This is a genomic window from Agromyces hippuratus, assembly GCF_013410355.1.
In the GTDB taxonomy this organism is placed as follows: domain Bacteria; phylum Actinomycetota; class Actinomycetes; order Actinomycetales; family Microbacteriaceae; genus Agromyces; species Agromyces hippuratus.
In genome coordinates this window covers 487,529-500,173 of record NZ_JACCFI010000001.1, presented here as the reverse complement: position 1 = coordinate 500,173, position 12,645 = coordinate 487,529, and the positions used below count along the sequence as shown (strand labels likewise).

The following is a 12,645-nucleotide window of genomic DNA, read 5'->3' as shown; positions in this document are numbered from 1 at the left end:
GAGGTTAACCGGCGACCGGCCGATTCCCGGTGATTGCCGTTCCGATTCTCAGGTGTGTCGCACCCTCCATGATCGCGTCGCGAAAATCGTGCGACATCCCCATGGACAGATCGCGCGCAGTCAGGTCCGATTTCTGCACCAGCTCCGACATGGCGCGCACGCGGGCGAACGCCGGGCGCGCCGGTTCTCCGAGCGGCGCGACCGCCATGAGCCCACGGAGGCGCAGTCCGGGGGTCTCGAGCACGTGCGCGACGAGCGCCTCGAGGTCATCGGGGGCGACGCCGCCGCGGCCTGCGTCGTCGGTGAGGTTCACCTGCACGAAGCAGTCGACGGATGCCTCGTCGGAACGCAGCGCGTCGACGAGCGCCGGCCGGTCCACCGAGTGGATGGCCGAGGCGTAGGCGCGGACCTGCCTGGCCTTCTTGCTCTGCAACTGCCCGACGAAATGCCAGCGCAGGTCGAGTGCAGCGAGCTCGGCGGCCTTCGCCTGCGCCTCCTGATGCCGGTTCTCGCCCACGTCGCGCACGCCGAGCTCGGCGAGTTGCTCGACGAGCGACGCGGGATGGAACTTGGTGACGACGATCGTCGTGATCTCGGCAGGGTCGCGATCCGCGTCTCGCGCGGCATCCGACACCCGGCCGGTCACCTCGGCGAGGCGCCCTGCCAGTGACTCGGCGGCCGGCCTCGCGTCGCTCACTTCAGGAAGTCGGGGATGTCGAGGTCGTCGTCGTCGGTGTCGAACGCGGGGTCCGAGACGATCTGGTCGGCCGTCGCCGGCTCGACCTCGCCCCAGTTCGCGGTCTCGACGAGCTCGTCGATGTCGATCTCGGCGATCACATCGGCGGCCTCGCTCGAGATGGCTCCGCCGCCGCCGACCGCCGCGCCGACGGCAGCGGGCACGAAGTTCGTGCGTCGCGCCTCGACGGGCTTCGCGTTCGGCTCACCGCCATCGAAGCCGGCCGCGATCACCGTGACGCGCACCTCGTCGCCGAGCGTGTCGTCGATGACGGCACCGAAGATGATGTTCGCCTCGGGGTGCACCGCCTCCTGCACGAGCCGGGCGGCGTCGTTGATCTCGAAGATGCCGAGATTCGACCCGCCCTGGATCGACAGCAGCACGCCGTGGGCACCGTCGATCGAGGCTTCGAGCAGCGGGCTCGCGACGGCGAGCTCTGCGGCCTTGATCGCGCGATCGGCCCCCCGCGACGAACCGATGCCCATGAGCGCGGATCCCGCGCCCTGCATGACCGACTTCACGTCGGCGAAGTCGAGGTTGATGAGGCCGGGGGTCGTGATGAGATCCGTGATGCCCTGGACACCGGCGAGCAGCACCTGGTCGGCCGTGGCGAAGGCCTCGAGCATCGAGATGCCGCGGTCGCTGATCTCGAGCAGCCGGTCGTTCGGCACCACGATGAGGGTGTCGACCTCTTCCTTCAGGCGCGCGACCCCCTGTTCGGCCTGCGTCTGGCGTCGCTTGCCCTCGAAGCCGAACGGCTTCGTGACGACACCGATGGTGAGCGCGCCGATCGACTTGGCGATGCGTGCGACGACGGGAGCGCCGCCGGTTCCGGTGCCGCCGCCCTCACCCGCGGTGACGAAGACCATGTCGGCGCCCGCGAGCGCCTCCTCGATCTCCTCCGCGTGGTCTTCGGCGGCACGACGGCCCACCTCGGGGTCGGCGCCGGCGCCGAGGCCGCGAGTGAGATCGCGCCCCACGTCGAGCTTCACGTCGGCGTCCGACATGAGCAGCGCCTGCGCATCGGTGTTGATCGCGATGAACTCGACGCCGCGGAGGCCGAGCTCGATCATGCGATTGACGGCGTTGACACCGCCGCCGCCGATACCGACGACCTTGATGACGGCGAGGTAGTTCTGGTTTGTCGACATGACCGGCCTTCCGTGCGAACTCTGAACCCTGAACCTCTAGTCGAAGGTTAAAGTTTTGCTGAGTATGCAATTCCTGTGATGACGGTAGGCTCCCGACGGCCTCTGCCGCGAAAGGCTCGCCCGCGTGTCGCGAACCGCCGGGCGGATCGGCCGCGATCCGGCCGAATTCCGGCTGCCGCTACCGCGTGACGGCGCTGGCCGGCGACGACACGTCGTACTCGCCGACCGTGTCGGGCGGTGCCGCGGCCATGAGTCTCGCGAGCACGGCCGCCTTCGCGGCGGACTCCTCCGCACTCCCCCAGACGACGGTCGCGCCGGTCGACAACTCGAGCTGCACGTCGTCGGCCGTCGCCGCTGAGGCGCCGACGAGCTGCCCGCGCACCTCGGGCGGCAGGCTCCTGATGACCGCGGCAGCGGCGCGGAAGCCCTCGCCTGCCACGCCGCCCTCCGCGACGATCAGCGGTTGCCCGTCGGGCCGCTCCGTCGGGCGCTCGATGACGACGCCTGCGGCGTCGACGAGCTCGAGCCCGTTCCCGGTGTCGACGACGCCGACCGGCACCCGCTCGACGATGCGCACGACGAGGGTGCCGGGCGGGATCGTCTCGGTCGAATACGTCTCGATGAGCGGGAAGTCCGAGAGCGCGGCGAGCACGTCGGCGCTCGCGATGAGCGGCAGCGGAGTGCCCAGCTGATCGTCGAATGCCGCCTGCACGTCGGCGACCGGGATGCGTGCGGCGCCCTCGACGCGCACCTCGCGCAATGCCATGAGCGGCGAGTAGGCGCCGACCGCGACGACGACGACGAGCGCCGCGATCGCGCCGAGCACGACCGACCACACGATCCGACGACGACGGGATCGCTTCGTGAACCGCCGCACCTCCTGCCGTTCGTACTTCCGGCGTTCCCGGGCCGCTGCGGCGAGCTCGCGCTTGGCCGCCCGCTCGCTCTTCGAGGTCGAGGGGGCGGTCACTTCGTCGTCATGTTCGGCACGCGGCGGTTGCGACGGTACGCGGCCCGCCGCCGGGGTCGGAGCCGTGCCCGGCACGAGCGGAGGCACGGGCGTCGTGACCACGATCGCGATCGGCTCCGTCGAGGTGCGGTCCGCATCGGGCGCCGGCCGCGGCGCGCGAGAGGGACGCGCGGCGGGCGTCGAGGTGCGGTCGGCGTCGGGCGCCGGCAGAGGTGCGCGCGGCGCCCGCGCAGCCGGTCCGTCGAACCCCTGAGGCCGTTTCACGCGGGCTCCGGCGTCATCCGCGCTCGCGCTCGAGCGAGCCGAGCAGCTGGGGCACGATGCGGTAGACGTCACCGCAGCCGAGCGTGATCACGAAGTCGCCGTCGCGGGCGATGCTCGCCGTGTAGTCGGCGGCCTGCTGCCAGTCGGGCACGAAGGCGACGTGCGCCGGGTCGGCGAACCGCTCGCTCACGAGGGCGCCCGTGACACCGGGCACGGGGTCTTCGCGTGCGCCGTAGACGTCGAGCACGACCGTCTCGTCGGCGTACTGCTCGAGCACCTCGGCGAACTCCTTGGCGAAGGTCTGAGTGCGACTGTAGGTGTGCGGCTGGTGCACCGCGATGATGCGGCCCTCGCCGACCACCGTGCGGGCGGCGGCCAGCGCGGCCGCGACCTCGGTGGGGTGGTGCGCGTAGTCGTCGTAGACGCTGACGCCGCCGACCGTGCCGTGCAGTTCGAAGCGTCGACCGGTTCCCGCGAACCTGGCGATGCCGGCGAGGGATGCCTCGGGGTCGAAGCCGAGGCCGACGAGCACCGCGAAGGCGCCCGCCGCGTTGATCGCGTTGTGCAGTCCGGGGATGCGCAGCGTGGCGCGGTAGGTCGCGCCGGCGTAGTCGACGGCGAAGGAGACGGGCCCGTCGGTCTCGACCGAGTGCACGCGCACCGTGGCATCCGCAGCCTGGCCGAAGGTGACCACGTGCTCGTGCGAGAGCTTCTCGGTGACCCGCTTGGCTCCGGCGTCGTCGGACGAGACGACGACGAGCTCGCGCGCCCCGTCGGCGAACGTCACGAACGCCTGCTCGAAGGCCTCGCGCGAGCCGTAGTGGTCGAGGTGGTCGGGGTCGACGTTCGTGATGAGCGCGACCGAGGTGTCGTAGAGCAGGAAGGAGCCGTCGGACTCGTCGGCCTCGACGACGAACAGCTCGCCGGCGCCCGCGGCCGACGAGACGCCGAGCCCCTCGATGACGCCGCCGTTGACAAAGTTCGGATCCTCGCCGAGCGCGAGCAGGCCGGTGACGATCATGCCGGTGGACGTGGTCTTGCCGTGGGCGCCCGCGACCGAGACGAGGCGGCGGCCGGAGATGAGTGCGGCGAGGGCGAGCGAGCGGTGCAGCACCGGGAGGCCCCGCTCGAGCGCGAGGCGGTACTCGGGGTTGTCCTCCCAGAGCGCGCCGGTCACGACCACGGTGTCGATGTCGTCGGCGAGGTTCGCGGCGTCGTGCCCGATCGCGATCTCGGCGCCGAGTTCACGCAGTGCCGCGATGTTCGCGGAGTCGCGCACATCGGACCCGGTGACCCGGTGCCCGTCGCCGAGCATGAGCCGGGCGATGCCGCTCATGCCGGAACCGCCGATGCCGACGAAGTGCACGGCGCCGAGTTCGGCGGGGATCTGGGCGGAGAGGTCGGGCTTGATCGTCACGGGGTTGCGGTTCTTCCTGGCTGAGGTCGATTGCGGACGGGGTGCGAGACGCCGGAGGCGCCGGTTCGGGCGAGCGGATGTCGCGGCATCCGCTCACTCAACGTTACGCGCCCGCGGGGGCGGCGCCGGCTGGCTCGCCGAGCGCCTCGTCGACGAGGGCGACCATGCGGTCGGTGCCGTCGCGGAACCCGACGGATGCGGCGGCCTCCGCCATGACCCGGAGGCGGCCGGCGTCGGAGAGCATCGGCAACAGGGTCGCGTCGACCCACTCGGGCACGAAGTCGGCGTCGTCGACGAGCACGGCTCCCCCGGCCGAGACCACGCCGGCGGCGTTGAACCGCTGCTCGCCGTTGCCGACCGGGTACGGCACGAAGACGGCGGGGATTCCGAGCGCCGAGAGCTCGCACACCGTGGCGGCTCCGGCTCGCGAGACCGCGGCGTCCGCGACGGCGAGGGCGAGGTCCATGCGGTCGGCGTACTCGACCATGCGGTAGTCGACCACGTCGGGGTCGACGACCTCCGACTTCGCCCCGGTGACGTGCAGCACCTGCCATCCGGCAGCCGTGATGGCGTCGGCCGAGTCGACCATCGTGCGGTTGATGCGCCTGGCGCCGAGCGAGCCCCCGGTGGCGAGGAGCACCGGTCGCGACGGGTCGAGGCCGAAGTGAGCGGCGGCCTCCACTCGGAGGGCGGCCGGATCGAGCGTCTCGATCTCGCGGCGCAGCGGCATGCCGACGAGTCGGGCACCGGGCAGCGGCGTGCCGTCGAAGGCGACGCCGACCGTCGCGGCGAAGCGCGCGCCGAGTCGGTTCGCGAGACCGGGGCGTGCGTTCGCCTCGTGGATGGCCACGGGGATGCCGGCACGTCGCGCGGCGAGGTACGCCGGAGTCGAGACGTAGCCGCCGAACCCCACGACGACGTCGACGCCTCGCTCGTCGATGATGCGGCGCACTGCGGTGATCGACTCGCGGAACCGCGCCGGGAAGGCCACGGCTGCGCGGTTCGGCCGGCGCGGGAACGGCACCTTCGCGATCGTCAGGAGCTCGTAGCCGCGGGCGGGCACGAGTCGCGCCTCGAGGCCCTCGGCCGTGCCGAGCACGAGCACGGATGCCTCTGGGTCGCGTTCGCGCAACCGGTCGGCGACCGCGAGCAACGGGTTGACATGGCCGGCGGTGCCGCCACCGGCGAGGAGGTAGGTCGTCATCGGGCGGCTCGCGTTGCTGCGGTACGACCGCTCTTGCGTGCCGCAGCACGTGCCGCGGCACGAGCCGGGGCTTCGGGATCGCGCGCGACCGACAGCACGATGCCGATCGCGAAGAGCGTGGTGAGCAGAGCCGTGCCACCCGCGGAGACGAGCGGCAACGGCACACCGAGGATGGGGAAGACGCCGAGCACGACACCGATATTGACACACGCCTGACCGATGATCCACACGAGCACCGCAGCCGTGGCCGTGCGAGCGAACGGCGTGCGCGCCCCGCGCAGCACGCGCCCGAGCGCCACCGCGAGCACGACGAACATGGCGATGACCACGATCGCGCCGATCAGGCCGAGCTCTTCGCCGATGATCGCGAAGATGAAGTCGTTGTCGGCGGCGGGCAGCCACGACCACTTCGCGGCCGAGTTGCCGAGCCCGACGCCGAAGACGCCGCCGTTCGCGAGGGCGAACGATCCGTGCTGGATCTGCCAGCAGTCGCTGACGGAGTCGCCGCTGCCACCGCTCACGCAGTCGGCGTCGAGGAAGGAGGTGATCCGGCGCATGCGACTCTGGCTCGAGACCGCGACGATCGCGAACAGAATGATGGCCGCGAAGATCGGCGGCAGCAGCAGCCGCAGCCGCACCCCGATGAGGAACAGCGCGCCGAGCAGCATGGCGCCCATGATCATGACGGTGCCGAGGTCGCCGCCGAGGAGCACGAGGCCGATCGCGCCGCCGCCGACGAGCACGATCGGCAGCACCCCGTGCACGAAGTCGCCGAGTTGCGCCTCTTTCTTCGTGACGATGAGGCCGAGCCACATCACGAGGGCCACTTTGATGAACTCCGACGGTTGGAACTGCACCGAGCCGATCTCGAGCCAGTTCGTGTTGCCGCCCTTCTCGACGCCGAGGGGTGTCGCGACGACGAGGAGCTGCGGAATGCAGGAGAGGATCAGGGCGGGCCAGGCGAGCCGCATCCAGAACGTCTCTGGCATGCGACTCGCGATGAGCATGAGCGGGATGCCGAAGACGGCGAAGAGTCCCTGACGCAGCGCCTGCGCATAGAAGCTCTCGTCTTCGAGGTGCGACTGCACGACGGAGGCGGAGAGCACCATCACGAGGCCGAAGACGACCAGGAAGAGCGTCGTGCCGAGCAGCAGGAAGTAGTCGGCCGACTCGACGCGGAAGACGCGCCCGAGGCGGATCCTGGATGCCGAGACGCCGGTGCGCTCAGGCTCCGGGGAGCGGTTCGCGCGGGGCGGAGTCGCCATCCGCCTCACCTCCCAGCATCGATCCGACCGCGTCGTGGAACCGCCGTCCGCGATCGCCGTAGTCGGCGAACTGGTCCATCGACGCCGCAGCGGGCGCGAGGAGCACGGTGTCGCCCTCTTCAGCGACCGCCGCGGCCAGCGCGACCGCGTCGGGCATCACCGTCTCAGTGTCATCCGTGACCACTTCGAAGAGCGGCAGCTCGGGCGCGTGTCGGCGGAACGCGGCGACGAGCGCGGCGCGGTCGGCGCCGATCACGATCGCGGCGCGGAGGCGTGCGACGTGGGCTGCCACGAGTGCATCGGCGTCGACGCCCTTGAGGAGGCCTCCGACGATCCAGACGACCTTGCCGAACGCCCGCAGCGACGCCTCGGCCGCGTGCGGATTCGTCGCCTTGGAGTCGTCGACCCAGCGGATGCCGCCGGAGACCGCCACCGTCTCGATGCGGTGGGCGTCGAGCCGGAACGAGCCGAGCGCGTCGTGGATCACGCCGACCGGCACGCCGAACGAGCGGGCGAGGGCCGAGGCCGCGAGGATGTTGGCCACCACGTGCGGGGCGGTGAGCCCACGTGGCTCCAGTTCGTCGAGCGTGATGATCTCGAGCGCCGCAGTGCGACGGTCATCGAGGAAGGCGCGGTCGCAGAGGATGCCCTCGACGACGCCGAAGTCGCTCGGCCCCGGCACGTCGAGCCCGAAGCCGATGGCGCGGGCGCCCTCTTCGACCTCGGCGTCCTCGACCATGCGGCGGGTCGCCTCGTCGGCGCGGTTGAACACGCACGCGACCTTCGTGTTCTCGTAGACCGTCGCCTTGGCGGCCCGGTACGCCTCGAACGAGCCGTGCCAGTCGAGGTGGTCGTCGGCGATGTTGAGCACGGTGCTCGCCCACGGGTGCAGCGCACCCGGCCCCGACTTCGGCAGGTGGTGCAGCTGGTAGCTCGAGAGCTCGACGACGAGCACGTCGAAGCCGCCCGGGTCGCGCACGGCGTCGAGCACCGGCACGCCGATGTTGCCGCACGGCGCCGCACGCAGGCCGTTCGCCGCGAGGAACGTCGCCGCCATCTGCACGGTCGTCGTCTTGCCGTTCGTGCCGGTGACGAGGATCCACTCGGCGGTGTTCACCTTGTCGCGCACCCGCCAGGCCAGTTCGATGTCGCCCCACACCGCGATCGCCGACTCGGCCGCCCACGAGAGCAGCGCATGATCGGGGTGGAACCCCGGCGAGGCGACGATGAGTTCGGGTGCGAAGTCGACGACTTCTGCGGGCACGGCATCGAGCGGATGCCGCAGCAGACCGGCCCCGATGACCTCGAGGATGCGCGCACGGTCGTCGTCGACCTCGGGCGCGACGACGAGCACCGACGCGCCGAGCTCGGTCAGCGTGTCGGCGACGGCGAACCCGGTGACGCCGAGACCCATGACGACGACGCGGAGGCCGCGCCAATCGGCGTTCCAGCTGGTCAGCGCATCGAGACGATCGGAGACGGGCGAAGCGGCATCCGTCATCAGCTCTGCAGCCACTCGAAGTAGAAGGCGCCGACGCCCGCAGCCACGAGCAGACCGCCGATGATCCAGAAGCGCACGACGATCGTGACCTCCGCCCATCCCTTCAACTCGAAGTGGTGGTGGATCGGACTCATCAGGAAGATGCGCTTGCCGTGCGAGAGCTTGAAGTACGCCCGCTGCACGATGACCGAACCGGTCTCGATCACGAAGAGGCCGCCGATGAGCAGGAGGAGGAGCTCGGTGCGGCTGACGATCGCGAGTGCCGCGAGTGCGCCGCCGAGGGCCAGCGAACCGGTGTCGCCCATGTAGATCTTCGCCGGGTTCGTGTTCCACCAGAGGAAGCCGATGAGACCGCCGACGATCGCGGTCGCCACGATCGCGATGTCGAGCGGGTCGCGCACCTCGTAGCAGCGGTACTCGTCGGACGGATTCAGGCCGGCGGAGGCGCACGACTGGTTGAACTGCCAGAAGCCGATGATGACGAACGAGCCGATCGCGAGGATCGAGGCGCCGCCGGCGAGCCCGTCGAGGCCGTCGGTGACGTTGACCGCGTTCGAGGTCCCGACGGCGAGCAGGCAGATCCAGATGACGTAGAGGATCACGCCGACGACCGTGCCGAACACCATGAAGTCGAGGGGCAGGTCCCTGATGAAGGAGATCTTGGTATCGGCGGGAGTGACTGCGCGATCGTTCGGGAACTGGAGCGCGAGCAGGGCGAACGCGCCGGCGATGATCACCTGGCCGACGACCTTCGCCCAGCCGCCGAGACCGAGGCTCTGCTTCTTGCGGGTCTTCAGGAAGTCGTCGATGAAGCCGACGACGCCGAGTCCGACCATCATGAAGAGCACGAGCAGGCCCGATGCCGTCGGCTTCTCGTCACTGACGAGCAGCGTCGCGACGAAGTACCCGAACAGAGTGCCCAGGATGAAGATGATGCCGCCCATGGTGGGCGTGCCGCGCTTGACGTGATGGCTCTGCGGCCCGTCGTCGCGGATGAACTGCCCCCACCCGAGCCGTGTGAACAGCCGGATGAACAGCGGGGTCAGAAACAGCGTGAAGGCGAGCGACAACGCCCCAGCGGTCAGCAGTGCTCTCACGCGAACCATTCTCCCAGTCGATCGTCGGGCAGGCCGGCTGTGCGCCCTGCCCCGCCGCGTACCTGAACAGCGCTCACGCGAACCATTCTCCCAGTCGGTCGCCCAGCAGGCGGAGACCCGCCGCATTCGACGATTTCACCAATACCGTGTCGCCGGGGCGCACCGACGACGTGACGAGGTCGAACGCCTCGTCTGCGGACTCGACGAAGGCGGATTCGCCGTCCCACGACCCCTCGTTGATCGCCGTGATGTGCAGGCGTCGCGCGCCCGCTCCCACCACGACGAGTTGCGAGATGCCGAGCCGCACCGCGAGCAGCCCGATTCGATCGTGCTCCTCGCCCGAGAACTCGCCGAGCTCGCTCATCTCGCCGAGCACCGCGATCGTGCGCGCCTCGGGGTTCTTCACCTGTGCGAGCGTCTTCAGCGCGGCCGACATCGAGTCGGGGCTGGCGTTGTAGGCGTCGTTGATGATCGTCACACCGTCGCGACCGCCCATGACCTGCATGCGCCAGCGCTCGGCGAGGGTCACCTGCTCGAGGGCGGCGACGACCGCCGCGAGCGGCACGCCGAGTTCGACGGATGCCGCGATCGCCGCGAGTGCGTTCATGACGTGGTGCTCCCCCAGCACCGAGAACTGCACGCGTGCCGTCTCGCCGCCCGGGATCGTCACGGTGAAGTCGGTGCCGCGCGCGTGGGCGCGGATGTCGGTGGCCCGGACGTCGGCGGACTCGCCGAATCCGAACCAGACGACGCGCGCCGCGGTGAGGCCCGCCATGGGCACCACGCGCGGGTCGTCGGCGTTCAGCACCGCGACATCCGTCTCGATGAGGTCGGTGACCATCTCGGACTTGGCCAGCACGGTCTGCTCGATGCCGCCGAACTCGCCGGCGTGGGCGAGGCCGACCTTCAGCACGATGCCGACGTCGGGCCTGGCCATGCGCACGAGTCGTGCGATCTCGCCGACGCCCGAGGCGCCCATCTCGGCGACGAGGAACTCGGTCTCGTCCGTGAGCTCGAGCATCGTGATCGGCGCGCCGACCTCGTTGTTGAACGAGGCGCGGGCCGCGACGGTCGGGCCGACCTGCTCGAGCACCGCGCGCAGGAGGTTCTTCGTGGTCGTCTTGCCGTTCGACCCGGTGACGCCGACGATGCGCAGTCGCCCGAGCGCGCGCACCCGGCGCACCACCTCGGTCGCGAGCGCGCCGAGGGCGTCGACCGAGTCGGCGACGACGATCTGCGGCACCGGGAGGTCGAGGGCGTGTTCGACGATGAGCAGGGCGGCACCCTGTTCGGCCGCGGCCGGGGCGAAGCGGTGACCGTCGTCGAACTCGCCGCGCTTGGCGACGAACACGCCGCCTGCGCCGACCTCTCGCGAGTCGGTCGTCACGACGCCGTCGACGATCGTTTCGGGCGCGGCCTGTGCGGCCTCGAGTCGGAGCACGCCGGCGACGGCCGAGGCGATCTCGGCAAGGGTCATCGCGATCATGCGAGCCACCCCGCATCGCGCAGCGCCTGCCGGGAATCGTCTCTTGCGGAGTACGGGATCTTGACGCCCTTCACTTCGTGGTAGTCCTCGTGGCCGGGGCCGGCGTAGAGGATCGCATCGCCGTCGCCCGCCAGGGCGAGCGCGGCGCGGAACGCCTCGCGCGGATCGGCGATCTCGTGGATCTCGCGGTCGGGGACGGCCTCGCGTGCGCCGGCGATGAGCGCGGCGCGGATCGAGGCCGGGTCTTCGAACCGCGGGTGGAAATCGGTGATGACGACCACGTCGGCGCCGCGGGCGGCGATCGCGCCCATCTCTGCGCGCTTCGTGGTGTCGCGGTCGCCGTCGGCGCCGAAGACCATGACGACCCGGCCCGACGTCGAACGACGGATCGCGCCGAGGGTCTGCAGGAAGGCGTCGGGGCTGTGGCCGTAGTCGATGTAGACCACCGGACCGCGGTCGCCCGAGATGCGCTCTGCACGGCCCGGGATGTACGCCTGCACGCCGCCGTCGCGCTCGAGCGCGGCGCCGATGAGGTCGAGGTCGTACCCGGCCTCGGTGAGCATGACGATCGCGAGGGCGGCGTTGGCGGCCATGTACCAGCCGAGCAGCGGCACCTGGGTCTCGATCCGGCGACCGCCGGGGCCCTCGAGTCGGAACGAGGTGTGGTCGGCGCCCTCTTCGAGCACCGTGATGCGCCAGTCGGCCTCGACGCCGTCGACCGATGTGAGGGTCGTCACGGGGATGCGCGACTCGGCGACGAGGCGACGCCCCCACTCGGAGTCGACCGTCACCACGCCGCGTCGCGATCGCTCGGGCTGGAACAGCTCGCGCTTCGCCTCGAAGTACTCGTCCATCGACGCGTAGTCGTCGAGGTGGTCGTGCGTCAGGTTCGTGAACCCGACCACGTCGAAGACGAGTCCGTCGACGCGGTGACGCGAGAGCGCCTGCGCGGAGACCTCGATGCCGACGGCGCGCACGTCGACCTCGCGCATGCGGGCGAGCAGTGCGTGCAGCTCGCTCGCCTCGGGGGTCGTGAGCGAGCTCGTCACGGCCTCGTCGCCGATGCGCCGCTCGGCCGTCGACGTGAGGCCGGCCATGATGCCGAGCTGGCGGAGGATGCCGTACAGCAGGTAGACGACGCTCGTCTTGCCGTTGGTGCCGGTGACGGCGAAGAACGTCGCGGGGTTCTCGGCGGTGCGGTGGATCCACGCCGCGACCTCGCCGAGCGCCGCGCGCACATCGTCGGTCACGAGGATCGGGAGGCCTGCATCGGAGGCGCGCTCGGCGCCTGCGGCATCGGTGAGCAGCGCGACGGCGCCCGCTTCACGCGCGGATGCCGCGAAGTCGGCGCCGTGGGCGTTGCGCCCGGGCACTCCGACGTACAGGTCGCCGGGCTGCACGCTCTTCGAGGACAGGCCGGCTCCGGTCACCTCGAGACCGTCGATCTCGCCGAGCACGGCGAATCCGAACGCTTCGGCGAGGCCGGGAAGCGATCGAGGACTCGGGTGCTTCGGCCGGAGAGCCGTGAGAGGCGATCCGGTCACGAACCCAACT

Annotated in this window: 11 protein-coding genes; 1 reads left to right on the top strand and 10 read right to left on the bottom strand. The window is 70.7% G+C overall.

Annotated elements, in window-relative coordinates; all coding sequences use genetic code 11:
* Nucleotides 1–4 precede the first annotated feature (4 nt).
* The 3 genes from BJY17_RS02375 to BJY17_RS18420 form a co-directional block, all read right to left on the bottom strand.
* On the bottom strand, nucleotides 5–697 hold the full coding sequence (locus BJY17_RS02375) for a YggS family pyridoxal phosphate-dependent enzyme (protein WP_376866154.1): 693 nt from the start codon (nucleotides 695–697) through the stop codon (nucleotides 5–7).
* On the bottom strand, nucleotides 694–1,887 hold the full coding sequence (gene ftsZ / locus BJY17_RS02370; protein WP_179549958.1) for a cell division protein FtsZ: 1,194 nt from the start codon (nucleotides 1,885–1,887) through the stop codon (nucleotides 694–696). The genes BJY17_RS02375 and ftsZ overlap by 4 nt, the downstream gene beginning before the upstream one ends.
* A 178-nt stretch (nucleotides 1,888–2,065) precedes the next feature.
* A complete protein-coding gene (locus BJY17_RS18420) occupies nucleotides 2,066–2,857 on the bottom strand; it encodes a cell division protein FtsQ/DivIB (protein WP_179549957.1) in 792 nt (263 codons plus the stop codon).
* A gap of 64 nt (nucleotides 2,858–2,921) precedes the next feature.
* On the opposite strand from BJY17_RS18420, the gene BJY17_RS18415 reads away from it, so the two are divergent.
* Nucleotides 2,922–3,110: a hypothetical protein gene (locus tag BJY17_RS18415; RefSeq protein WP_179549956.1), complete on the top strand. Its 189-nt coding sequence runs from the start codon at nucleotides 2,922–2,924 to the stop codon at nucleotides 3,108–3,110.
* A gap of 24 nt (nucleotides 3,111–3,134) precedes the next feature.
* Here the strand turns inward: BJY17_RS18415 and murC are convergent, their stop codons facing one another.
* From murC to BJY17_RS02325, 7 genes are all read right to left on the bottom strand, one after another.
* The gene (murC, locus tag BJY17_RS02355; protein ID WP_179549955.1) at nucleotides 3,135–4,538 is read right to left on the bottom strand and encodes a UDP-N-acetylmuramate--L-alanine ligase; all 1,404 of its coding nucleotides are present in this window, start codon (nucleotides 4,536–4,538) and stop codon (nucleotides 3,135–3,137) included.
* Nucleotides 4,539–4,641: 103 nt separating this feature from the next.
* Entirely contained in the window at nucleotides 4,642–5,742 is a 1,101-nt protein-coding gene (gene murG, locus BJY17_RS02350) for an undecaprenyldiphospho-muramoylpentapeptide beta-N-acetylglucosaminyltransferase (protein WP_179549954.1), read from the bottom strand.
* Entirely contained in the window at nucleotides 5,739–7,007 is a 1,269-nt protein-coding gene (gene ftsW / locus BJY17_RS02345) for a putative lipid II flippase FtsW (RefSeq protein WP_179549953.1), read from the bottom strand. The genes murG and ftsW overlap by 4 nt, the downstream gene beginning before the upstream one ends.
* A complete protein-coding gene (gene murD, locus BJY17_RS02340) occupies nucleotides 6,967–8,508 on the bottom strand; it encodes a UDP-N-acetylmuramoyl-L-alanine--D-glutamate ligase (RefSeq protein WP_179552675.1) in 1,542 nt (513 codons plus the stop codon). The genes ftsW and murD overlap by 41 nt, the downstream gene beginning before the upstream one ends.
* Nucleotides 8,508–9,605 (bottom strand): phospho-N-acetylmuramoyl-pentapeptide-transferase, encoded by a 1,098-nt coding sequence (gene mraY, locus BJY17_RS02335; protein ID WP_179549952.1) that lies wholly within the window; start codon nucleotides 9,603–9,605, stop codon nucleotides 8,508–8,510. Before mraY ends, murD begins: the two co-directional genes overlap by 1 nt.
* Nucleotides 9,606–9,678: 73 nt before the next feature.
* Nucleotides 9,679–11,091 (bottom strand): UDP-N-acetylmuramoyl-tripeptide--D-alanyl-D-alanine ligase, encoded by a 1,413-nt coding sequence (locus BJY17_RS02330; RefSeq protein ID WP_179549951.1) that lies wholly within the window; start codon nucleotides 11,089–11,091, stop codon nucleotides 9,679–9,681.
* Nucleotides 11,088–12,635 carry a Mur ligase family protein gene (locus BJY17_RS02325; RefSeq protein WP_179549950.1) on the bottom strand — a complete coding sequence of 516 codons (1,548 nt, stop codon included), beginning with the start codon at nucleotides 12,633–12,635 and terminating at the stop codon, nucleotides 11,088–11,090. The genes BJY17_RS02330 and BJY17_RS02325 overlap by 4 nt, the downstream gene beginning before the upstream one ends.
* Nucleotides 12,636–12,645: the final 10 nt, after the last annotated feature.

Coding starts and splice junctions, on each gene's coding strand:
- murD (WP_179552675.1), bottom strand. CDS start 8,508: ATGACGGATGCCGCTTCGCCCGTCTCCGATCGTCTCGATGCGCTGACC.
- ftsW (WP_179549953.1), bottom strand. CDS start 7,007: ATGGCGACTCCGCCCCGCGCGAACCGCTCCCCGGAGCCTGAGCGCACC.
- murG (WP_179549954.1), bottom strand. CDS start 5,742: ATGACGACCTACCTCCTCGCCGGTGGCGGCACCGCCGGCCATGTCAAC.
- ftsZ (WP_179549958.1), bottom strand. CDS start 1,887: ATGTCGACAAACCAGAACTACCTCGCCGTCATCAAGGTCGTCGGTATC.
- BJY17_RS02330 (WP_179549951.1), bottom strand. CDS start 11,091: ATGATCGCGATGACCCTTGCCGAGATCGCCTCGGCCGTCGCCGGCGTG.